This is a genomic window from Streptomyces sp. TM32 (assembly GCF_004122755.1).
Lineage (GTDB): Bacteria > Actinomycetota > Actinomycetes > Streptomycetales > Streptomycetaceae > Streptomyces > Streptomyces sioyaensis.
In genome coordinates this window covers 37,849-59,410 of the sequence record NZ_SDIG01000027.1, presented here as the reverse complement: position 1 = coordinate 59,410, position 21,562 = coordinate 37,849, and the positions used below count along the sequence as shown (strand labels likewise).

The window sequence follows — 21,562 nt, the reverse complement described above, 5'->3', positions numbered from 1 at the left end:
GTCCCGGTCGAGGCGCTGACCGGGGCCGCGGGACCGGCCGCGGTGGCGGTGTCCCGGTCGGCGCGCGGTACCCGGGCGTAGAGCTCCTCGGCCAGGGAGAAGACGTCACGGTGCCGGAAGCGTGCGGCCGTACGGTCGGTGACGCCGTGCGCCTCCAGGCCGGCGGCGATCTCCAGGGCGTCGACGGCGCGGGCGCACAGCTCCTGATGACGGTGCATCAGGGACCGGACGGGGTCGGCGGGGCCGCGGCGCGGGGGCGGCGCGGCCCGGTCGGCGGGCTGGTCCCCGGCCGCCTCGACGGCGCGCGTGGCGGCGCCCTCGGGGGTGCTCATGTCCCGTCCCCCCGTACCGGGATCCGCGGGCAGCCGCCGGGGCGGTGGGGCGCGGGGTGCCGGCGGAGCGGGCGGCCGGGGCCGTCCGGGGAGGTGTGCCGGACGACCGCCGGGCTGCCGGGACGGGCGCCGCGCCGGCTGCCGCCGTTCGCCACGTCCGCCATGCCGGTCACCAGGGCCACGCCCACCACGCCCATCGCGCAGATCACATCGAGCACACCCGTCACCATTGGCCACTCCCTTGTGTCGGCCGGGGCTGTCCGGTAGCCGGGTCGCCCCGTCTCACCGGCTGTCTCATTCCTCGGGCGGCGGCCACTCCCCCGGCCCCGGTGCGTCCGGCGGCCGGCACCGCCATGGCGGCGGGGCCCCGCTCCTCCTCGGGCACCGCCCAGCTCGGCGTCCGGCCGGCCGGCGCGGCCGGGCGGGTGGCGGCGCCGGTCACCGCCCAGCGGCCCGGGACATGGGACTCGGCGGGGCGGGCGAAGGGCCGCGGGACGCCCTGCGCGTCCCGGGCGCGCCCGGCGGCCGGTCGGGCCGGGGCGTGCGAGATCAGCTCCAGGTAGATGCCACGAAATGCCGCGACGTTCTGCTCGACGGTGAACAGTTCCAGCGCCCGGGCGCGGGCCGCGGCGCCCAGCCTGGCCCTGCGGTCCGGGTCACCGAGCAGCGCGGCGCAGGCCTCGGCGAGGGCCCGGGGGTTGCGCGGCGGGACCACCAGGCCGGTGCCGCCGATGACTTCGCAGACCGCGCCGGCATCCGTCGACACCGTGGCGCGGCCGCAGAACATCGCCTCCACCAGGGAGCGCGGAAAGCCCTCGACGACACTGGACAGCACCACCACCGCACCGGAGGCATAGGCGTCCTGCAGGGTCGGCACCTCGGGGCTGCCGATCTCCTCGAAGCTGACCGGGTTCTCGCCGACGGTGCGGGCGTCGGCCGCCTCGTCGGGGAAGAGCTGGGCGGCCAGCACGCGGCACTGCGCGAGATATCCGGGCGCCTGCGGGTCGCGGCCGGCCCCGCCGATGATCCGCAGGGTGGCCCGCGGCTCGGTCCGGCGGACCCCGGCGAACGCGTGCAGCAGCCCGACGAGGTCCTTGGCGGGCTCGACGGCCCCGACCCACACCAGCGTCTTGGACTCGTCGGCGGCGGCCTCCGCGACGGCGCCGAAGGGCCCGGCGTCCATGCCCGGATAGACCGTGCGCAGCCGGGCGCGGTCGGCGCCGCAGCGCTCCTGCCAGCGCCGGGCGTGGGTGTTGCCGGGGGTGATCAGTGCGGCGCGGGCGTAGGCCTCGGCGGCCAGGGCGCCCTGGAAGGCGGCGAGCAGCGCGCGCACCGGTGCGCTCAGCGGCGAGGCGGCGCCCGCGAGATAGTGCTCGCGCAGCCCGACGCCGTACTCGGTGACCAACAGCGGCGTACCGAAGAAGTGCCCGGCCAGCAGTCCGGGGAGCGCGGCCGCACCGGCGGAGGTGGCATGGCACAGGTCCACCCCGCCGAGCCCGGGTGTCCGTCGGTCGCCGTACCAGTCCAGGGACAGCGGCCGCAGCGCGAGTTCGAGCCGGGCGGTGACCGCCAGCAGATCCTTGACCTGGGCGCCGTGCGCGGCGGGCAGGGCGCGGGCGCCGTGGCAGGCGGCCTCCAGGATGCGCACGGCGTCCTCGGAGCGCAGTAGGGCGGGCAGGTGGCCGTGGTCCCGGGCGAGTTCGGCGAGTCCGTAGAGACCGCTGGCGAAACGGTCCGCCTTGCTGGTCACGGGTGAGGCGGGGGCGGCGTCCCGGCCGGCCGGTGCGGCCGCGGCCGGCCCGTCGCCCGGGGGTGTGGTGGCGAAGCCCGCCACCAGGTCGGCGAAGTGCCCGGCGAAGCGCCGCCGTTCGCGGCGCCCGGGCCCACGGCCCCGGCGCTGCTCGGCGGCCCGGCGGTGCCCGGCGGGGAAGTCGCCCCACAGGGGTGCACTGCGCACCAGCCGTACGTGTCCGGGGAGTTCACCGAGGCGCTGTGTCTCCTGGCGGGCGTCGGGGTACAGGGCGTAGACCTCGAAGTCATGGCCGGTGAGCCCGCGGACGAGCCGCTCGCACCATGTGTGCGACTCGCCGGGCGCATACGGATAACCACCCTCGGTGAGCAGTCCAATTCGCACGAGCGCACCCCCGTCCTCCCATATCGGCGTCCCGGTGTCCCAGCGGCACGGCCGCCACCTGCAGGAAGAAGCTATGCAGACGGCCGGTGGCGCGATGGACGGTTGTCCGTCGCGCCACCGGAAGGGGTGAAAGCACGTGACTTTCCGCCCCTAAGGGCGTTTCGACGCGCTATGTGCTCCCGGGGACCCACCGCATCCGCGGCCCCGCTCAGGGGGCAACGGCTCAGGCGGTCCGGCCCCGGCGGCCGGGTCCGGTCAGCGCTGGGCGGGGAACGGCCAGGGGTTGGGGCGGCAGGTCACCCCGTCCGTCGTCAGGAACTTGGTCTGCTGCATCATCACCGGCGCCGGTGCGCCCTGCCGGGGGCAGGCCTCGTGGTTGTGCCCGAGGCGGTGGCCGACCTCGTGGTTGATGAGCATCTGACGGTAGGCCAGCATCTTGTCGTGGCCGTAGGTCTTGGAACCCTGCGCCCACCGGTACGCATTGATCATGACGCGGTCGGTCGCCGCCGAGTCGCAGGAGACGTTCTCCTCGCGGGTGTCGAGACCGGACTTGGCGCACCATGCCGAGGTGGTCCCCGGGCTCGCCAGCGTGATCACGAAGTCGGCGTGCCCGGAGGACACCCGCTCGAAGGTCATCTTCCCGCCGTGCGACCAGCTCCGGCTGTCGTTCAGGGTCGTGTGCACCGCTTGGGCGAAGAGCTTGCCGTCCAGCGGCAGCCCCTCCTCGATGTCCACGCGGTAGCGCAGCAGCTTGCCGTGTCCGGGGGCCTTGGCGGCGCCGGGGACCGGGGTGAACCGGCCGTCGGCCGTCAGCCGCGCGTCCAGCGGGAACACCTTCGCCATCTGCTCGTCGTAACCGGCGGCCTTGGCGTCCTGGGTGGCGCGGGCATGGGACCGGGAGGCCGCGTCGCCGGTGTCGTCGCCGCGGTCGGGCCCGCTGCGCGGCTGCGGGTCGGCGCCGTCCTCGCGCTGGTGGGCGACCTGACCGGCGATCACCACGGCGAGCACGGTGGTCACCGCCGCGGCCGCGGCACCGGTGAACGTCCGGCCCTTGCCGCCCTTGCGCCCGCCGCGCCCGGACTCGTCCGGGTCGGCGGCGTCGCCCGGTTCACCGTCGTGGGGGCCGTACGGGCCACCGCCGTCCGCGCCGGGTCCGTCCTCCTCGTCCGGCGCGTCGACGGTGCCCCGGTCGAAGACCACCGACCGCCCGGTGAAGCGGCCGCCGGCGGGCAGGGGGCCCGCGCCGGGCCCCGGTCCGCCGGCCCCTGGGCCCGCCGGGCGGGGCGCGCCGGCCCGGAACACGTCGTCGTCCGGGTCCACGACACCCGTCGCCCCCGGGAACGGCCGGCCGTCGAAGGCCTCCACATAGTCGCGCCGCGGCCCCGGGTCACTGCCCGGTGCGGCGAGCGGCGGTCCGCCGGGAAGTTCCGTGCGCGGCCGGGGAATCCTCGGCGCACCCTGCCGGGACGCCCCCGACGGGCCGCCGGGGAGCGCGCCCCAGCCGCCGCCCGGCTCGTGCTGTTCGGGGTGGCCGCCGCGCACCGGGTCACCCTGGAGCGACTCACGTCTGCGGCGCCCGGTGCCGGGTCCGGAAGAACCGCCCCCTGAGGGGCTGTTGCCGGGCGGACCGGCCGTCGGTGAACTCTCCGCAGCGGTCTCGGGCCGGCTTCGTCGGCTATGGCGTCCCACGGGGCGTGTCAGCTCCTGCCGGCATCAGCGGTCACATCGGTCACTTCACTGTCGAGCAGTTCGCGGACGGCCCGCGCCACTGCCTCGGGGTACTCCATCATCGCCACATGCCCCGCCTCCGGAAGCGTCAGCAGTCGCGAACCGCGGAACGCCGCGGCCGCCCGCCGCGCCATCCGGAAGGAGACCAGGCGGTCGCGTCCACCGTAGACGAGAAGCGTCGGGGCGAGTACGCGCTCTGCCTGACGCCACAAATTATGCTGCCCGCCGAGCGTGTAGGCGTTCACCAGCCCGCGGGCCGAGCGCTCCATCACCTCCCAGAAATAAGGGAGTTCGAGGCGACGGGCATATTCGTCGGCCGCGGAGTTGAACCCTTCCGGGCTGACCCGGCCGGGGTCGCCGTAACACAGCGCCAGCACCTCGCGGGTGCGGCGCTCGGGCGTCCAGTCATGGGTGAGCCGGCCGAAGAGCCGGGCGATGCCGGGGACGGCGAGCAACGCAGTGGGCACCGCCGTCAACTGCGGCCGCAGCTCGGGCAGCGCCGGGGAGACCAGCGTCAGGGTGCGGACGAGATCGGGGCGCACCGCCGCCACCCGGGTCGCCGCGGCGCCGCCCATGGAGTTGCCGAGGAGATGGACGGGTCCGCGCCCGGCGGCGTCGAGGTAGCGGATGACCGCGCGGGCCTGCGCCGAAACGGAGTAGTTGCCGTCGTCCGGGGGCGGGGACTGCCCGAAGCCGGGCAGGTCGATCGCCTCGCCGTCCAGCCGGTCGGCGAGCAGCGGCATCAGATCCGACCAGTTCTGCGAGGACCCGCCGAGGCCGTGGACGTAGAGGGCGGCCTCGCGCTCGCCCGCGGCGCCGTCGCCCGCTGTGCCCTGCCCGGCGCCGTCGGGCCCGGCCGAAGGTCCGGCCGGCGCCCGTACGGTCAGCGTCAGTCCCGGCAGGGTCGCGGTGCGCACCGTCTCCGCCCCTCCGCGCCGGCCGGGGCCGGCCGGCGGCACCGGTAGGGCGGCGGTCGCGGTGTCCGGCGACTCGGTCGAAGACATGGGGTCGATGTTACGAGACGATCACGCCTCCGATCGTGTGTCCGCCGTCACACACCGCATCGCGCTGCCGCGGCCACTCTCCTACGCTCGTAGGCGAGGGCAGCCGGCCCGGCCCCTGCTTTCAGGTCAGGCACCAGCCGAAGCAACGAGCACGCGGAAAGGGAGCCACCATGCGCGTCGACCCGACAGATCCGGAGACCTTCGTGGACGAGAGCGACGCCACCGACCTCGACGTCGAAGCTCCGGAAGCGGACGCCGCCGAACAGTACGCGGACCTCGCACCCCAGCGCGACGAACCGCTGACCGTCCTCGACCCCGACGAGGCGAACGAGGCGGATCTCGTCGAACAGGCCCGTGTCGTGGAGACCAACGAAGACGAATACCGATGACCTGGGACGTTATGTCGGCTTCTGGTGAGGGGGTCGGAGAGAAAAAACCGACCGGGACCGCGCACAGCCGGGTTACCCAAAAGTACGATGGCGGGCGCGGTGCACCACCTTGTACGGACCGCGTACGAACCAATCTCTGGGAGGCAGCGTGAGCGCCATCGAGCAGACCGAGGCGGCGCGCCCGCGGGGCACACGCCTGCCACGTCGCGCCCGGCGCAACCAGCTTCTGGGCGCCGCCCAGGAAGTCTTCGTCGCGCAGGGCTACCACGCGGCCGCGATGGATGACATCGCCGAGCGGGCGGGGGTCAGCAAGCCCGTCCTCTACCAGCACTTTCCGGGCAAGCTCGACCTCTACCTCGCCCTGCTCGACCAGCACTGCGAGGCGCTGCTGCACTCGGTACGGGCGGCGCTGGCGTCGACGACCGACAACAAGCAGCGGGTCGCGGCGACGATGGACGCCTACTTCGCGTATGTGGAGGACCCGGGCGGCGCCTTCCGGCTGGTCTTCGAGTCGGACCTGACCAATGAGCCGGCGGTCCGCGAGCGGGTGGACAAGGTGTCCCTGGAGTGCGCCGAGGCCATAAGCGCGGTGATCGCCGAGGACACCGGCCTGTCGCAGGACGAGTCGATGCTGCTCGCCATCGGCATGGGCGGGGTCTCCCAGGTCGTGGCGCGCTACTGGCTGTCCTCGGAGAGCAAGGTGCCGCGGGACACCGCGGTGCAGCTGCTGACCTCGCTCGCCTGGAAGGGCATCGCCGGCTTCCCGCTGCAGGACACCGAGGCACACTGACCCTGTTCGCTGCGGGCGTGGTCCATGGCGCCCTACGCTTCGCCGTACCGGGCTAATGTGTGCTGCGTACGGCGCGGATGGCCGCGCACCCAAGTGACCGTCGGAGGGACAAAAGCCGTGGAGGTCAAGATCGGCGTGCAGCACGCGCCCCGCGAGATCATTCTGGAGAGCGGGCAGACTGCCGAAGAGGTGGAGAGCGCGGTGTCCGAGGCCCTGAGCGGCACGTCTCAGCTGCTGACCCTGGTGGACGACCACGGTCGCAAGGTGCTGGTCCCGTCGGACCGGCTGGCCTATGTGGAGCTCGGCGAGCCGACCGCCCGCAAGGTCGGCTTCGGCACGCTCTGAGCAGCACGCGCCCGAGGCGGCAGCCGAAGGCACAGGGGCGGCGGCCCGGGGACTCCTCTCCGGGCCGCCGCCCCTCTTTCCGGTCCGATCCGTCCCCGGCCCGCCGGCCTTTTTGCAGATCAGGCCGTTCGAGTCGGTGCCGCTGAGCTGATCGGGCAGGGGACCCGCGCGGGGAGGGTTGCTGCCGGTGCCCCTTGGGTACCACCGCAACGACCGAGGTGTTCAGCCGGTCGAACCGTCTCGCGGGAGGGAACAGCATGATCTGGGAAGCGCTCGGCGCCGTGCTCATCGGCTTCGCCATCGCCCTGTCCGCCACCCACTGGCTGCCGGACCGCTTCCCCGCGCGCACCCTCACGCTGGCCACCGGCCCGGTCGCGGCGCTGCTCGGCGCGCTGCTGACCCGCTCGATCCTCGGCCCCGGCCATCCCGTCCAGGTGATGATCGCCGCGTGCGCCGTCGGTGCGGCCCTGCTGTCGGTCGTGGCACGCCCGCCGCACCACCGCCTTCGGCGGCCGACCGCGGCGTTGAAGGGGCACCGGACGGCCTGAATCCGCCCGGCACCCCCGTCGCGCGTCAGGCCGCGAGCCCCAGGGCCGCCATCCGCTTGGTGTGCGCCTCGGTGATCCGCGAGAACATCCGGCCGACCTCGGCCAGGTCGAAACCGTCGGCCACGCCGCCCACCAGCATCGTGGAGAGCGCATCGCGGTCCGCGACGACCCGCTGCGCCTGCGAGAGCGCCTCGCCCATCAGCCGGCGCGCCCACAGCGCCAGCCGCCCGCCGACCCGCGGCTCGGCCTCGATGGCCGCGCGCACCTTCTCCACGGCGAACGACGCGTGCCCGGTGTCGTCCAGTACGGCCAGCACCAGACCGCGGGTGTCGGAGTCCAGCCGGGCCGCGACCTCGCGGTAGAAGTCACTGGCGATCGAGTCGCCGACGTAGGCCTTGACCAGGCCTTCCAGCCAGTCGGACGGTGCGGTCTGGCGGTGGAACTCGTCCAGGGCGGCAGCGAACGGCTCCATCGCCTCGTTCGGCTCCGCCTCGATCTGCGCGAGCCGCTCCCGCAGCCGCTCGAAGTGGTGGAACTCTGCCGAGGCCATCTTGGCCAGTTCGGCCTTGTCGTCCATCGTCGGCGCGAGCTTCGCGTCCTCCGCCAGGCGCTCGAAGGCGGACAGCTCGCCGTAGGCGAGCGCGCCGAGCAGGTCGATCACGGCGGCCCGGTACTGCGGGTCGACGGATGCCTGCGTCCAGTCCTGGGCGGCGATCCCGGTGTGTTCTTGCGCGTCAGCGGCGGCGTTGTCAGGCGTTCCCATGACCGGCACAATAGCCCGCTCGGCGGCTCGGGGAAGGGCCTGGTCAGCCACTGCCGTTCCCCCGTACGAACGACAGCCGCAACCGGCTCCCGGGGGCCGCGCCGGGCCGTGATGTATTCCTCACTCATACAAGCCTTCGGATGGACGCGCCATATCCGGGGTACAGTGGTATGCGGACCTGCCGAGTATCGGTGGGTCGTTCCACGAAGCGGATGCCCGGTCGGTGGCCCGATCGGCTCCAAACCGACCGCCCTCTGCTGCCCCGCGTACGAGACATACGCACCGCAGGGGGGACACCGCTCGCGGCAGGAGTGCCTGAGCGTTGGCAGTGGTCCCGCCCCACCGGCTGTATCAGGCCGGCCCCGTACGAACCCGTACGACGGTGCGGTACGACCCCCTTCGCCGCCTCACGCCGCGTCTCACAGAAGAGGCAAGATTCTGTCTACATTCCGAGACCTCGGGATTTTTCCCGAGACGGCCGAGGCCCTCGAAGCCGTCGGCATCGTTTCCCCCTTTCCCATCCAGGAGCTGACGCTCCCCGTCGCCCTCTCCGGCAACGACGTCATCGGCCAGGCCAAGACCGGCACCGGCAAGACGCTGGGCTTCGGCCTGCCGCTGCTGGAGCGCGTCACGGTCCCCGTCGACGTCGAGGCGGGCCGGGCCCGGCCCGAGCAGCTGACCGAGGCGCCGCAGGCGCTGGTGGTCGTGCCCACCCGTGAGCTGTGCCAGCAGGTCACCAACGATCTGCTCACCGCCGGCAAGGTGCGCAATGTCCGGGTGCTGGCCATCTACGGCGGCCGTGCCTATGAGCCGCAGGTCGAGGCGCTGAAGAAGGGCGTCGACGTCGTCGTCGGCACGCCCGGCCGGCTGCTCGACCTCGCGGGCCAGCGCAAGCTGAACCTCTCCCAGGTCAAGAGCCTGGTGCTGGACGAGGCCGACGAGATGCTCGACCTGGGCTTCCTGCCCGACGTCGAGAAGATCATCCAGCTGCTGCCGGTCAAGCGCCAGACGATGCTGTTCTCCGCGACCATGCCCGGCCAGGTCATCTCGCTGGCCCGCCGCTACATGTCGCAGCCCACGCACATCCGCGCCACCGCGCCGGACGACGAGGGCCAGACCGTCGCCAACACCACCCAGCACGTCTTCCGGGCCCACTCCATGGACAAGCCGGAGATGGTCGCCCGCATCCTGCAGGCCGAGGGCCGGGGCCTGGCGATGGTGTTCTGCCGTACGAAGCGGACCGCCGCCGACATCGCCGACCAGCTCTCGCGCCGCGGCTTCGCCTCCGGCGCGGTCCACGGCGACCTCGGCCAGGGCGCCCGTGAGCAGGCGCTGCGCGCCTTCCGCAACGGCAAGGTCGACGTCCTGGTCTGCACCGACGTCGCGGCCCGCGGCATCGACGTCGAGGGTGTGACGCACGTCATCAACTACCAGTCGCCCGAGGACGAGAAGACCTACCTGCACCGCATCGGCCGTACGGGCCGCGCGGGCGCCAAGGGCACCGCGGTCACCCTCGTCGACTGGGACGACATCCCGCGCTGGAAGCTGATCAACAAGGCGCTGGACCTGCCGTTCGACGAGCCGGAGGAGACCTACTCCACCTCGCCGCACCTCTACGAGCAGCTGCACATCCCCGCGGGCACCAAGGGCGTGCTGCCGCGCGCCGAGCGCACCCGCGCGGGGCTGGCCGCCGAAGAGGTCGAGGACCTGGGCGAGACCGGCGGCCGCGGCCGCGGGCCCCGCCGGGGCGCCGTCGAGGAGGAGCGCCCCGCGCGCACCCGTACGCCGCGGCAGCGCCGCCGCACCCGGGGTGGCACGCCGCTGGACGGCGCCGCCGCCTCCGAGGCGCAGGCGACCGGCTCGCTCGACGCCGCGGAAGGCACCGGAAACACGGAGGCCGCCGAACCGCGCCAGCCGCGCCGGCGCCGCCGTACCCGTGGCGGTCAGTCGGCCGCGGTGCCCGCTCCGGCCGCCGCGGAGACGGTGGCCGAGGCCGCCGCACCCGCACCGGCCGCCGAGGTGACCGAGGCCCCCGCCAAGCCGCGCCGCCGCCGTACCCGGGCCGCGCGTCCGGAGGCCGCCAAGGCCGCCGAGGCCGCGGTCGACACCGCCGAGGGCGCATCGGTGCAGGCCCCGGCCGCCGCGGTGACCGAGCCGGCCGAGGCGCCGGCCGCGCCGCGCCGCCGGACCCGGGGCGCCGCCAAGGCCGCCGCGGCGACCGCGCCGGCAGCAGTGACGGAGACCGTGACCGAGGCCGCGGAGGCCGTGGTGGAGGCCGCTCCGGCCAAGCCGAAGCGGACGCGGAAGAGCGCCGCCGCCAAGGCCGCCGAGGCCGCCGAGGCCGCGGTGGACACCGCCGAGGGCAGTGTCGAGGCGCCGGCCAAGCCGAAGCGGACCCGCAAGTCCGCCGCCAAGCCGGTCGCCGACGCCGCCGAGGGCACCGAGGCCGCACCGGCCGAGCCCCGGCGTACGCGGAAGACCGCCGCCGCGAAGGCCACGGCGGAGGCGCCCGCCGCCGAGGACGCCCCGGCCAAGCCGAAGCGGACCCGGAAGAGCGCCGCCGCCAAGGCCGCCGAGGCCGCGGTGGACACCGCAGAGGCCGCCGAGGCCAAGCCGGTGCGCCGCCGTACCCGGGCCAAGGCTGCCGTCGCCGAGGCGACGCCCGAGAGCTGACGCCCCGCCGGCTGCCGCCGGCACGCACGGTCGAACGACCCGGCCCCGCCGCCCGCGGGTGCCGGGTCGTTCGGCGTCCCGGACCCGTTTTGCCGCCCGGCCCGGATAACCTCGGATCATGAGCAGGCCGCCCACCCTCACGCTGCCCCCGTGCGCCCGTGCGTACCGACTCGACACCGCGCGCGGCTCCTTCGCCGTGCAGGACGCCCGGCCCGATGCCGCGCCGATCGGAACGGCCCTGCTGGTGCCCGGATTCACCGGCAGCAAGGAGGACTTCATCGCCCTGCTGGCGCCACTGGCGGCGGCCGGGTTCCGGACGGTCGCGGTGGACGGCCGCGGCCAGCACGAATCCCCCGGCCCGCGCACGGAACAGGCGTACGCGCAAAGGGAGTTGGCCCTCGACGTGCTGGCGCAGGCGCAGGCCCTGCGGGAGCCGGACAGCGGGCCGCTGCATCTGCTGGGGCACTCACTGGGCGGGTTGGTCACCCGCGCCGCGGTGCTGCTGGACGCGGCCCCGTTCCGTTCGCTCACCGTGCTCAGCTCCGGGCCCGCCGCCATCTCCGCGGGCCAGCAGGCGCGGGTGCGGATGCTGATCGACGCGCTCGGCGGGCTCGACATGGAGAGTGTCTGGCGGGCGATGCGCGAACTGGATCCCCCGGAGGCGGCGGACGCGGCGACGCCCCCGGAGATCGGCGCGTTCCTGCACCGTCGTTGGCTGAACACCGTCCCCGAGCAGTTGATCGCGACCGGCCGGCAGATGCTGGACGAGCCCGACCGGGTGGCGGAGCTGGCGCGGACCGGGCTGGCCACCCATGTCGTCTCCGGGGCTGTCGACTACGCCTGGCCGGTGCCGTCGATGGACGAGATGGCCGCGCGGCTGTCCGCCCGGCGCACCGTCATCGAGGGCGCCGAGCACTCCCCCAACGCCGAACGGCCGGAGAAGACGGCCGAGGCGCTCGCCGGGTTCTGGAGCGGGGTGGGCTGAGCGCCGGGCGGGGCCGGGGGCTGAGCGCCGAGCCGGCCGGGTGGGCCGGGCGGACGGCGTCACCAGGACAGCGCCGGGCCGTTCGGCGAGCATCGAAGCAGGCGGGCCGGCACCGGCGTCCGGCTGCCACCTGCTGCACAGGAAGGGCCCGACCATGACCGAGCACGCGGCGAATCCCCCGACCGACGAGGGCGGTGGCCCCCACGGCATCGCGCTCACCCGGACCTTCGACGCCCGGCGCGAGCTGGTCTTCGAGGCGTGGACGACACCCGAGCACTTCGCGTACTGGTTCGGCGGGGAGCTGGAGGTGCCGGTCGACCGGATGGCGATGGACGCCCGGCCCGGCGGCGTCTGGAGCCTGGTGATGCGCACCCCGGACGGCGGTGAGCTGCCGTTCTCCGGTGTCTACCGCGAGGTCGCCGCCCCGGAGCGGCTGGAGTTCACCGTCAACGACACGGCCGAGCCCCACGGCGCCGAGGGCGAGCTCGTCCGGGTCACGCTGACCGATCTGGAGGGCCGTACGGAGATGGCCTTCCGGCAGCTCGGCGGCCATCTCAGCGCGGAGCAGTACCGGCAGGCGGAGGCCGGCTGGGCGGGCTTCTTCGACCGCCTGCGGGAGCTTCTCGCTCGGGCCTGAACCGGCCGGGGCGGCCCGGGGCGGCCGGGACGGCTCAGGTCAGGCCCGGCCGGCACGGCCCGGGTCCCGCAGACAGGTCAGTACTGCCCCTGGACGTGTTCCCAGAAGCCGTCGCGCAGCACCCGCCGCAGATCGGCATGGCTGCGCAGGGAGTGCCGCAGCAGGGCCTCGGCGGCGGTCAGCAGCTCCTGGTCGACCGCTCCGGGCAGATACGGATGGCCGGGCAGCAGCTCGGCGACCCACTCCCGGCCGCGCTCCGACAGCCACTGCGCGGCGACCTGGGCGCCGACGAAGCGGACCTCCTCGCGCTGGGGCGCGGGCCCCTCGCCCGTCGTCGGGGCGCAGTACTCGGCGCCGACCCGGCGGCTGACGTACGGCTTGCAGAATTCCAGGTCGAAGGTCCGGGCGCTGTCGACCTCCCACAGCAGCGGTTCGGCCTGATTGCGGCCGCCGGAGGCCTCGATGCCCCACAGATGCACCCGCGCGCCGTAGCCCTGCGCCGCCTCCACCGCGGAGACCAGGTCCTCGTCGCCGCCGATGAGCACCGCGTCGGTGATCGCGCGGTGCCGGGCCAGCGACTCCAGGTCGGAACGGATCAGGGAGTCGACGCCCTTCTGCTGGTTGTTGGCGTTGAGGTTGCCGAGCCTGACCTTCACATCGGGCAGCTCGGCGATCCGCTGCTGTTCCTGGGTGTGGATGCGGCGGCGGGCGCCGTCGTACCAGTAGACGCGCAGCAGCCGGCTGTCCGGGAAGATCGTCCGGGCCTTGTCGATGAACGCCTCGATCATGCCCTCGGCGTCCAGGTCGAAGGCCTTGCGGTCCTCCGTGCCGGCGACCAGCCGCCCCGCCGCCGCGTAGACATAGCCCGCGTCCACGAAGGCGGCATGGGTGGACGGGGTGGTGGCGACCTCGGCGAGCACCCGGGTGAGCAGCTCGTTGGTGCGCTCGATCCCGGCGGAGAGCGTGGCGAGGTCGGTGGGGCCCGTGGGCTGGACATCGTTCATACGGGTCCCATTGTCCGGGCGCTCACTCTCCGGGCACAACCGCATCCCCCTGGCCATATTTAGACGTTCGAAATTTTTCTTTAGCGTAGGGAATGATTGCACTGGGCAGGACGTTGTACGGAACGGGAGCGCACGGCAGCGACGCCGCGCGACCCCCGTACTCAAGAGTTCTCCACAGGAGGATCAGACGAAGGGAGAAGCCCTATGCGCTTCGAGATCATGCGCCTGGACGATGTCGACGGCACCGCCGTGGACAGCACCGTCGTGGACGCCGCCTCCGTCAACCGGATCGTGCAGCAGGCCGCCGCCACCGGCCAGCGCATCTACATCCGCCCGGCCGACACCGCCGCCCGCTGATACCTGCCCCGCCGCCCGATGCGGCGGATCCGCCGACCGCGGCCCGACCGGCCGCGCGCGACGCGCGCAGCGCCCCCGTACACACCTCTCGTACGGGGGCGCTGTGCCGTCCGCGGCAGGCCGGCGGCCCGGGTGTCAGGCCGACCGGACCACCTGCAGCACGCCGTTGATGATCTGCTGCACGGCGAGCGCGGAGAGCATCATGCCCGCCAGCCGCGTCACCAGGACCACTCCGCCGTCCTTGATCACCCTGATGATCACGAGCGAGAACCGCATCACCAGGTAGAGCACCACATGGATGGCCGCGATCGCCGTCCAGACGGAGAGCTGGGCGGCGGCGCCGTGCGCATGCTGCACGGCCAGGATCACCGACACGATCGCGCCGGGTCCGGCCAGCAGCGGCATGCCCAGCGGCACCAGCGCCACATTGACGTCCTTGGTCTGGGTCGGCTCCTCCGACTTCCCGGTCAGCAGATCCAGCGCGACCAGCAGAAGCAGCAGCCCGCCCGCGATCATCAGCGCGGGCGTCGAGATGTGCAGCCGGCCCAGGATCTGCCGGCCGAAGAGGGCGAAGACGGCGATGACACCGAAAGCGACGGTGGCCGCCTGCCAGGCCATACGGCGCTGCACCTTGGCCGGGCGCCCTGAGGTCAGGGCCAGGAAGATCGGGGTGATCCCCGGTGGATCCATGATCACGAAGAGGGTGACGAACAGGGTACTGAAGACGGCGATGTCGAACACGGTGAAGGCCTTGCGAGAGGTGGTACGGGACGAGCGCTCACGGGCAGGGCGCCGTACGCGGAGCCGTGAGGAGACAGGGCAGCAGACAGGGAGAACGGGAGGCGGGGCGCCGGCGCGCAGGACGCACCGTTCGGCCGCCGCCGGCCCGGTGCGGACGGTGGGCGCGGGAAGCGGGATGCCGGTCGGGCCGCGGTGGACTCAGCCGCCGGTGCCGGGGACGGGGAAGGCGCCGGTCGCGCGGCGCACGATCTCGCCGTAGATCTCGGGGTCGGTGGTGTATTCGCCGAGGTGACAGCTCTTACGGCTGCCGTGGTAGTCGCTGGAGCCGGTGGCCAGCAGGCCGAGGTCGGCGGCCATGCCGTGCAGCCGGGCGCGGGTCGGCGCGTCGTGGTCCATGTGGTCGGCCTCGATGCCGTCGAGCCCGGACGCGGCGAGTTCGGCGATCACGCTCTCGGGTACGCAGCTGCCGCGCTTGACGGCCAGCGGATGCGCGAAGACGGTGACCCCGCCCGCGGCCTTGACCAGCCGGATCGCGTCGAACGGATCGAGTTCGTGCTTGTCCACGTACGCCCGGCCGTCATTGGCGAGCCACTCGGAGGTGAAGGCGTCCGAAACGGAGGGGACCACGCCCAGCTCGACGAGGGCGGTGGCGAGGTGCGGCCGCCCCACGGCGCCGTCGCCGGCGATCCGGGCGACCCGCTCCCAGGTGATCGGCACTCCGAGGTCGCGCAGCTTGGCGACCATGCCCTGGGCCCGCGGCACCCGGTCGTCGCGCACCAGCTCCCGCTCCCGGGCGAGCTCCGGCTCCTCGGGGTCGAAGAGGTAGGCGAGCAGATGGAGGCTCACCCCGTCGATCCGGCAGGAGAGTTCGGCGCCGGTGACCAGCGTCAGCCCCGCGGGCAGCGCGGCACGCGCCTCGGCATGCCCGCCGACGGTGTCGTGGTCGGTCAGCGCGACGACGTCCAGCCCGGCGGCCGCGGCATGGCGCACCAGCTCGGCGGGGGTGTCCGTACCGTCGGACGCCGTGGAGTGGGTGTGCAGATCGATGCGCACGACGCGGACTCCAGACTGCTGCGGGACGGACCCGGGACCGGACCCGGGGGACATCGGGTACAGGTACACCGTAAGGGGACCCCAGAAGGATACCGGGCGGCCGGGTGGCGCCCCGACGGCGCGGGCGGCGGCCCCGCAGGGGCGCCCGTCAGCCCAGGATCCGCGGGGAGAGCGCCCCGCACGGCAGCAGATCCACCTCGGCACCGGCCTCGCGCAGATCCGTCAGCACCAGCTCGTCGTAGAGCAGCAGCCCCGCCTGCTCGGGCCAGGCGATCGCCCAGAGCCACAGTCCGCGCGCCTCGCCCGCGAAGACCGCGCGGTCCGGGGGTGCGTGATCGACGTGCCACAGCGGGGTCGGGCGGCCGGCGGCGAGCACCTTGCCGTGCGGGGAGGTGTCCACGCACATGTGGGGGCCGGGGTCGGGGCCGTCGATCCCGGCATAGCGCGCGCCGAGTCCGACGCCCAGCTCCTCGGCGATCAGCAGGAGTTCACCGGGGCCACCGAGCGGTCCGGGGCCCGAGCAGGCCACCGCGGTGGCGCGGCCGCCGCTGCGCTCGTCGCCGGCGCAGGCCACACCGGTGAACAGCCATCCGACCGGCAGCGGCCAGGGCATCCACACGGGCACCTGGGCGCGGTGCACGACGACGCCGAGCGCCTCGACGCTCGGCGGGACGACCGGCTGGAGCGGATGCACGGCGCCGTGCTTCGCGCACTGCCAGGTGTCGGAGAAGAGACCGGGCGCCCTCACCCGGCCTCCGCACTTCGGGCAACTGGGTTCGCCCCTCATAGGCATCCACGGTCCTCCGGGTCCGCCGCCGCGTCAAGGACGATCACCCGGCGGGTGTGCCCCGAATCTCGTACGCCGTCGCGCAATTGACGGCTTTCCGCGCTCCGCGCACCCCACCGGGAAAATTAGTTGTAGCTTGCATTCTTTAGATCGCCTAACTTATTGTGTGTAAACGACAACGACCTCGCGGGCGGGCACCGCGCTCGCCGCGGACCAGGGACACGCACCCGGCGACCGGCAACCGGAAGGGGAACCGCAGCATGAGCGACACGAAGAACGGCGGCCACGGCGGCCCGGACGATCCGTTCGAGGAGGGCGGCACCTCACTGCTCCGCCAGCCGATGGCCGTCTGGGCCACGGCGGGCGCCTCGGTCGTGGCCTTCATGGGCATCGGGCTCGTCGACCCGATCCTCCCGTCGATCGCCCGCGGCCTGCACGCCACCAACAGCCAGGTCTCCCTCCTGTTCACCTCCTACTTCCTGATCACCGCCGTCGCGATGCTGGTCACCGGCTTCGTCTCCAGCCGGATCGGCGGCCGCCGGACCCTGCTGGCCGGACTGGCACTGGTGGTGGTGTTCGCGGCGCTCTCCGGCATGTCGGGGTCGGTCGGCGAACTGGTCGGCTTCCGGGCGGGCTGGGGGCTGGGCAACGCCCTGTTCGTCTCGACGGCGCTGGCGGTCATCGTGGGCGCGGCGGCCGGCGGGAGCAGCGCGGCGATCCTGCTGTACGAGTCCGCGCTGGGGCTCGGGATGGCCTGCGGCCCGCTGCTCGGCGCGGTCCTCGGCGACCTGAAGTGGCGCTACCCGTTCTTCGGGACCGCCGTCCTGATGGCCGTCGGCTTCCTCGCCATCACGGTCTTCCTCAAGGAACAGCCGACGCCGGCCGCCAGGACGTCGCTCCTCGACCCGGTCAAGGCGCTCGGTCACGGCGGGCTGGCCGCCACCGCCGCCGCCGCGTTCTTCTACAACTACTCATTCTTCACGGTGCTGGCCTTCACCCCCTTCGTGCTGAACATGTCCCCCTACAGGTCCGGGGCCGTCTTCTTCGCCTGGGGTGTGCTGCTCGCGGTGTTCTCGGTGATCCTGGCTCCCCGGCTGCAGCGCCGCTTCGGCTCACTGAAGGTGCTGTGCGCCTCGCTGCTGCTGCTCGCCACCGATCTGGTCGTGCTGGGCTACGGCAACCACACCACCGCCGTCGTCTGCACCGTCCTGTCCGGCGCCCTCATCGGCCTGAACAACACCGTGTTCACGGAACTGGCGCTGGGCGTCTCGGATGCGCCCCGTCCGGTGGCGAGCGCCGGCTACAACTTCGTGCGCTGGTTCGCGGCGGCGGCCGCACCGTTCCTCGCGCCCAAGATCGAGGAGTGGACCGACATCCACCTGCCCTTCGTGGTCGCGGCCGTCGCGGCGGTGACCGGCGCCGGCATCGTCGCCGTCCGCCGCCGGGCGCTGACCACCGAGGCCGAGGAGCGGGCGCCGTGGCACGCGACGGAGGACGGGGTCACGGCCCTCGCCCGGTGAGGCACGCCACGTCCCCGTCCCCGTAAAGAACTGACGCCCCGTCGGCCCCCTCTTGGGAGGCCCGGCGGGGCGCGTCGCCACCCGGCGGCCTGCGGGTCAGTCGAGCGGTACGCCGGCCCGCAGCGGGTCCCGCAGATCCGTGCCGTGCTCCAGCCAGCGCTTCTCCAGGGCCTCGGCGCCGTGCACCCGCTTCCAGGCGGCCTCGTTGGGCGTCATCGGCAGCAGCGGCAGGAAGCGGACCGGCTCCATCGGCTCGTCGAGCGCGAGGTCCTCGACGAGACCGCCGGACGAGGCGACCAGCACCGAGGTGAAGACCGCGCCCGGCCACAGCGGCTCCCCCACGTCGAGCGAGGCGCCGGGAGCCACGATCACCCCCTCCACCTGCGGCGACGCGGCGAGCACGGCGAGCGGCCGGAGCACCTTGTCGGTGTCCGCGCGGCCTTCGCGCACGGAGAGCAGGAGTTCGGCGCGCGGTCCGCGCAGGGGGTCGGCCAGGACGGCCGTGGGGTCGGCCATCGGCTGCGCGGACATCCCGAGCGTGGCGTAACGCACCACCCCGTTGTCCACGAAGCGGAGGACCTCGATACGGTCGGTCCCGAGAAACGTGACGGCGGCGCGCGCGTCCGGCTCGCCCAGAGTTGTGCGCAACCGGGCTTCGACCAGCTCAAGAACGTCAGACATGCCGTGAGCATAGGGCCGGTCCTCGGGCTCGCCGTCGCCCGTCCACGAGGTGCTCCGCGACGGCCCGTTCTTCGTATGGAACAGGCAAAGCGGCGCGGCAGAGCGGCAGGCGGCTGATAGCCTTGCCGTCTGCTCAGGGAATGACGTCGTCCCCCAACGGGGACCGGCCGGAGGAGGTGGGGCTGCGGTGGATCCGAGTCGACCGTGCAGTACCGATAGTTCTCCCGTCATCCCGCTCGCGCAGCGAATCTCCTGATCCGAGAGCTTCCGTACCCCGCCGTCCAGCGGCGAAACCAGGGAAGCATCTTTGCGCCGGAAGTAGATGACGGAAGAGCGCCTTCGACTCTTTGTTCCGTGTTTTCTGCGAACTGCCGTCAGTACCCCCGCACGGAGCGCCGCCCGCTTTGCGGACGTACGGCCGATGACGCCCCGTACGTCCACGTTCCGGGCAGCGCTGCGCCCCGCGCCCGCAGCTGACGGCCGGCCCGTGAAGGAGCCTGCCATGTCGATGATCCGTGACCTGCGTGCCGCCGTCCGCCCTGCCCGGCGCCGCGGCGACACCCCGTACCCCTACGACGCGTCCCCGAAGAGCTGCGCCAACAGCGCCATCGTGGACTGCGGCGTGTACCGCGAGGGCCGCCGGGTGAGTGAGCACGTCTCCCCTGCCGAGGCGATGGCGTCGGTGCGGTCCGAAGGCGGCTTCGCCTGGATCGGGCTGCACGAGCCGACCGAGGCCGAATTCGCCGGTATCGCCCAGGAGTTCGGGCTGCACCCGCTCGCCGTGGAGGACGCCGTGCATGCGCACCAGCGGCCCAAGCTGGAGCGCTACGACGAGACCCTGTTCACGGTCTTCAAGACGGTCCACTACGTCGAGCACGCCGAGCTGACCGCGACCAGCGAGGTCGTGGAGACCGGCGAGGTGATGTGCTTCACCGGGCGGGACTTCATCGTGACCGTGCGGCACGGCGGCCAGGGCTCGCTGCGTGCGCTGCGGCACCGGCTGCAGGACGACCCGGAGCTGCTGGCCAAGGGCCCGTCCGCGGTGCTGCACGCCATCGCCGACCAGGTCGTCGACGGCTACATGGCGGTGGCCGGCGCGGTCCAGGACGACATCGACGAGGTGGAGATCGACGTCTTCAGCTCGGGCACCAACGGCAAGGGCCCCGGCGCCAAGGGCTCCCCCAAGGGCGGGGACGCCGGGCGGATCTACCAACTCAAGCGTGAGGTACTGGAGTTCAAGCGCGCGGTGTCGCCACTGCTGCGGCCGATGCAGCTGCTGAGCGAGCGTCCGATGCGGCTGGTCGACTCCGACATCCAGAAGTACTTCCGGGACGTCGCCGACCACCTGGCGCGGGTCAACGAGCAGGTGCTGTCCTTCGACGACCTGCTCAACTCCATCCTGCAGGCCAACCTCGCGCAGGCGGCCGTCGCGCAGAACGAGGACATGCGCAAGATCACGGCGTGGGCGGCGATCTTCGCCGTCCCGACGATGATCGCCGGGATCTACGGCATGAACTTCGACTACATGCCGGAGCTGCACTGGAAGTTCGGCTATCCGGCCGTGCTGCTGGCGACGGTCGCCATCTGTTTCGGCATCCGCCGCGGGTTCAAGCGCAACGGGTGGCTGTGACCCGGTCCGCTGCCGGTCCGCGTGTCCGGTCCGGGTATCTCGGTGTCCGGGCTGCTCCGGGCCGCCCCGGGCGGGGCCATTAGGCTGGCTCGTATGACGGAGACCGTGTCGCAGGCCCTGCAGGATCGGGCGCTCATCGAAGAGGCCACGAAGAAGTCCGGCCTCATCTGGGTGCGGGGGAGCGAAGGCCCGGCCCGGGCGCTGTGGCATCTGTGGCACGACGGCGCCGCCTGCCTCGTCGGGGACGGGCCCGGCGAACAGCCGCTGGCCGGCCTCGGGCTCACCGACGGCGGTACGGCGACGGTGACCGTCCGCAGCAAGGACAAGGGCGGCCGGCTGATCGCCTGGCAGGCCCGGGTCGTCGAGCCGGCGCCGGAGAGCGAGGCCTGGCGGGCCGCGGTCGACGAGCTCAAGGGCAAGCGCCTCAACGCTCCGGACGCGGACACCCTCACCGAGCGCTGGGCCCGGGAGTGCCGGGTGCTGCGCCTGGAGCCGACCGGCGAGGCCGGGCAGCGCCCCGGCCTGATGCCCGACGAGTCGCACGCCGTGCCGCCGCGGGCCACGCCCGCGATCACCCGGCGGCCCGTCCCGGCCGCGCTGCCGAAGCTGCTGCGGCGGGGACGCAAGGGCTGACGCCCGGCGCCCGCCCCCTCAGCCCTTGCCGGAGATCTTGCTGCCGTAGTCCACGACCTGGCCACTGTCCGGGGCCCGCAGGTCCACGCGCTTGCCCCAGTCGTCGAGCCGGAGCACGCCCGCTCCACCGGCGCGCTGCAGCCGCAGCGGGTAGGGCGTGCCGTCCAGCGAGACGTCCAGGGTGCCGCCCGCGCCGGCCGCGGCGGCCAGTCGGATGGTGCGGACCCCGCCGACGTCGCCGCGGTCACCGGCCGTCAGTTTGCCGTGCAGCCCGAGCAGACCGGCGAGCAGCGTGTCCTTGTCGGTGAAGCCGCTGAAGCGCTTGTAGACCGGGTCCGCCGCGGGCACCTTGACGTATTTGCCGTCGAGCTTGCTCGCCGCCCCGCCGGAGGCGCCGCCCTTCTCCCCTGCCCAGAAAGCCGCGTCGGCCTTCAGGTAGAGCGCGTCGCCGACCCGCAGCAACTGGAAGGCCGCCGCCTTCGTGGTCAGCTCCCCCTTGGCACCGTCCTTCGCCAGGCTCATGTCGAGCTTGTAGGTGCGGCCCTGGCTGACGACGTTGCCGGACAGGTGCACCGTCCCGGCGCGCTGGGCCGCGGCCCGCGCCTTGGATTCGATCTTCGTGGGGGGCAGCTTTCCCAGGCCGTTGGTGCCCGCGTCCGGGTCCTGGCCGCCGCAGCCCGTCAGCGCCGCGGCCAGTGCCGCGCAGGCCGCCCCCACCAGCGCCGCCCGTCCCGTACGACGGGTGACGGAGGGGGATCGGGGGCCGGCGCCCGGGGGGATTGCGCTCACGTCGGCTCTGCCTCCTGATGCGGGTGATCTCGACAGCAG

22 protein-coding genes and 1 pseudogene are annotated in these 21,562 nt (G+C 73.4%); 11 read left to right on the top strand and 12 right to left on the bottom strand.

Annotated features, from left to right (window positions below; all coding sequences use genetic code 11):
* From EST92_RS09645 to EST92_RS09625, 5 genes and pseudogenes are all read right to left on the bottom strand, one after another.
* Positions 1-332, bottom strand: a pseudogene (locus tag EST92_RS09645) (hypothetical protein); the annotation flags it as partial.
* Complete coding sequence (locus EST92_RS09640; protein WP_129280513.1) at positions 329-562, bottom strand: hypothetical protein; 234 nt, start codon at positions 560-562, stop codon at positions 329-331. The pseudogene EST92_RS09645 and the gene EST92_RS09640, both read right to left, overlap by 4 nt.
* The gene (locus tag EST92_RS09635; protein ID WP_129280512.1) at positions 556-2,466 is read right to left on the bottom strand and encodes a DUF3492 domain-containing protein; all 1,911 of its coding nucleotides are present in this window, start codon (positions 2,464-2,466) and stop codon (positions 556-558) included. The genes EST92_RS09640 and EST92_RS09635 overlap by 7 nt, the downstream gene beginning before the upstream one ends.
* 255 nt (positions 2,467-2,721) lie before the next feature.
* Complete coding sequence (locus EST92_RS09630) at positions 2,722-4,008, bottom strand: DUF3152 domain-containing protein (RefSeq protein WP_129280511.1); 1,287 nt, start codon at positions 4,006-4,008, stop codon at positions 2,722-2,724.
* Between the two features lie 155 nt (positions 4,009-4,163).
* A complete protein-coding gene (locus tag EST92_RS09625) occupies positions 4,164-5,198 on the bottom strand; it encodes an alpha/beta hydrolase (protein WP_129280510.1) in 1,035 nt (344 codons plus the stop codon).
* 170 nt (positions 5,199-5,368) lie between these two features.
* Here EST92_RS09625 and EST92_RS09620 point away from each other — a divergent pair, with 170 nt between their 5' ends.
* From EST92_RS09620 to EST92_RS09605, 4 genes are all read left to right on the top strand, one after another.
* The gene (locus tag EST92_RS09620; protein ID WP_129280509.1) at positions 5,369-5,587 is read left to right on the top strand and encodes a hypothetical protein; all 219 of its coding nucleotides are present in this window, start codon (positions 5,369-5,371) and stop codon (positions 5,585-5,587) included.
* Positions 5,588-5,735: 148 nt separating this feature from the next.
* Positions 5,736-6,377 carry a TetR/AcrR family transcriptional regulator gene (locus tag EST92_RS09615; protein WP_129280508.1) on the top strand — a complete coding sequence of 214 codons (642 nt, stop codon included), beginning with the start codon at positions 5,736-5,738 and terminating at the stop codon, positions 6,375-6,377.
* Positions 6,378-6,494: 117 nt separating this feature from the next.
* Positions 6,495-6,722 carry a DUF3107 domain-containing protein gene (locus tag EST92_RS09610; protein WP_006603262.1) on the top strand — a complete coding sequence of 76 codons (228 nt, stop codon included), beginning with the start codon at positions 6,495-6,497 and terminating at the stop codon, positions 6,720-6,722.
* A 257-nt stretch (positions 6,723-6,979) separates the two neighbouring features.
* Positions 6,980-7,270, top strand: coding sequence for a hypothetical protein (locus EST92_RS09605; RefSeq protein ID WP_129280507.1), 291 nt, complete (start codon positions 6,980-6,982; stop codon positions 7,268-7,270).
* Between the two features lie 25 nt (positions 7,271-7,295).
* On the opposite strand, the gene EST92_RS09600 is transcribed toward EST92_RS09605, so the two are convergent.
* Positions 7,296-8,033, bottom strand: a complete 738-nt coding sequence (locus EST92_RS09600) for a ferritin-like fold-containing protein (RefSeq protein WP_129249902.1) — start codon at positions 8,031-8,033, stop codon at positions 7,296-7,298.
* A gap of 165 nt (positions 8,034-8,198) precedes the next feature.
* Here EST92_RS09600 and EST92_RS09595 point away from each other — a divergent pair, with 165 nt between their 5' ends.
* From EST92_RS09595 to EST92_RS09585, 3 genes are all read left to right on the top strand, one after another.
* Positions 8,199-10,706, top strand: a complete 2,508-nt coding sequence (locus EST92_RS09595) for a DEAD/DEAH box helicase (RefSeq protein WP_254068704.1) — start codon at positions 8,199-8,201, stop codon at positions 10,704-10,706.
* A 118-nt stretch (positions 10,707-10,824) separates the two neighbouring features.
* Complete coding sequence (locus EST92_RS09590) at positions 10,825-11,691, top strand: alpha/beta hydrolase (protein ID WP_129280506.1); 867 nt, start codon at positions 10,825-10,827, stop codon at positions 11,689-11,691.
* Between the two features lie 154 nt (positions 11,692-11,845).
* Positions 11,846-12,328, top strand: a complete 483-nt coding sequence (locus EST92_RS09585) for an SRPBCC domain-containing protein (RefSeq protein ID WP_129280505.1) — start codon at positions 11,846-11,848, stop codon at positions 12,326-12,328.
* A gap of 77 nt (positions 12,329-12,405) precedes the next feature.
* Here EST92_RS09585 and EST92_RS09580 read toward each other — a convergent pair whose 3' ends face one another.
* Positions 12,406-13,332 (bottom strand): NYN domain-containing protein, encoded by a 927-nt coding sequence (locus EST92_RS09580; RefSeq protein ID WP_129249905.1) that lies wholly within the window; start codon positions 13,330-13,332, stop codon positions 12,406-12,408.
* Between the two features lie 204 nt (positions 13,333-13,536).
* Here EST92_RS09580 and EST92_RS31570 point away from each other — a divergent pair, with 204 nt between their 5' ends.
* Positions 13,537-13,689, top strand: a complete 153-nt coding sequence (locus tag EST92_RS31570) for a hypothetical protein (RefSeq protein WP_093485054.1) — start codon at positions 13,537-13,539, stop codon at positions 13,687-13,689.
* A 135-nt stretch (positions 13,690-13,824) separates the two neighbouring features.
* Here EST92_RS31570 and EST92_RS09575 read toward each other — a convergent pair whose 3' ends face one another.
* From EST92_RS09575 to EST92_RS09565, 3 genes are all read right to left on the bottom strand, one after another.
* The gene (locus EST92_RS09575; RefSeq protein WP_129280504.1) at positions 13,825-14,430 is read right to left on the bottom strand and encodes a MarC family protein; all 606 of its coding nucleotides are present in this window, start codon (positions 14,428-14,430) and stop codon (positions 13,825-13,827) included.
* Positions 14,431-14,628: 198 nt separating this feature from the next.
* Entirely contained in the window at positions 14,629-15,483 is an 855-nt protein-coding gene (locus tag EST92_RS09570; protein WP_129249906.1) for a PHP domain-containing protein, read from the bottom strand.
* A 148-nt stretch (positions 15,484-15,631) separates the two neighbouring features.
* Positions 15,632-16,270, bottom strand: a complete 639-nt coding sequence (locus EST92_RS09565; RefSeq protein WP_129249907.1) for a DUF6758 family protein — start codon at positions 16,268-16,270, stop codon at positions 15,632-15,634.
* 260 nt (positions 16,271-16,530) lie between these two features.
* Between EST92_RS09565 and EST92_RS09560 the strand changes: the two genes are divergently transcribed.
* Entirely contained in the window at positions 16,531-17,790 is a 1,260-nt protein-coding gene (locus EST92_RS09560; protein WP_129280503.1) for an MFS transporter, read from the top strand.
* 96 nt (positions 17,791-17,886) lie between these two features.
* On the opposite strand, the gene EST92_RS09555 is transcribed toward EST92_RS09560, so the two are convergent.
* Entirely contained in the window at positions 17,887-18,471 is a 585-nt protein-coding gene (locus EST92_RS09555) for a suppressor of fused domain protein (RefSeq protein ID WP_129280502.1), read from the bottom strand.
* Between the two features lie 502 nt (positions 18,472-18,973).
* Here EST92_RS09555 and EST92_RS09550 point away from each other — a divergent pair.
* A complete protein-coding gene (locus EST92_RS09550) occupies positions 18,974-20,101 on the top strand; it encodes a magnesium and cobalt transport protein CorA (RefSeq protein WP_129280501.1) in 1,128 nt (375 codons plus the stop codon).
* Between the two features lie 93 nt (positions 20,102-20,194).
* Entirely contained in the window at positions 20,195-20,734 is a 540-nt protein-coding gene (locus EST92_RS09545) for a hypothetical protein (protein WP_129280500.1), read from the top strand.
* 18 nt (positions 20,735-20,752) lie between these two features.
* Here the strand turns inward: EST92_RS09545 and EST92_RS09540 are convergent, their stop codons facing one another.
* Positions 20,753-21,451: a hypothetical protein gene (locus tag EST92_RS09540; RefSeq protein WP_174243969.1), complete on the bottom strand. Its 699-nt coding sequence runs from the start codon at positions 21,449-21,451 to the stop codon at positions 20,753-20,755.
* Between the last annotated feature and the right edge of the window lie 111 nt (positions 21,452-21,562).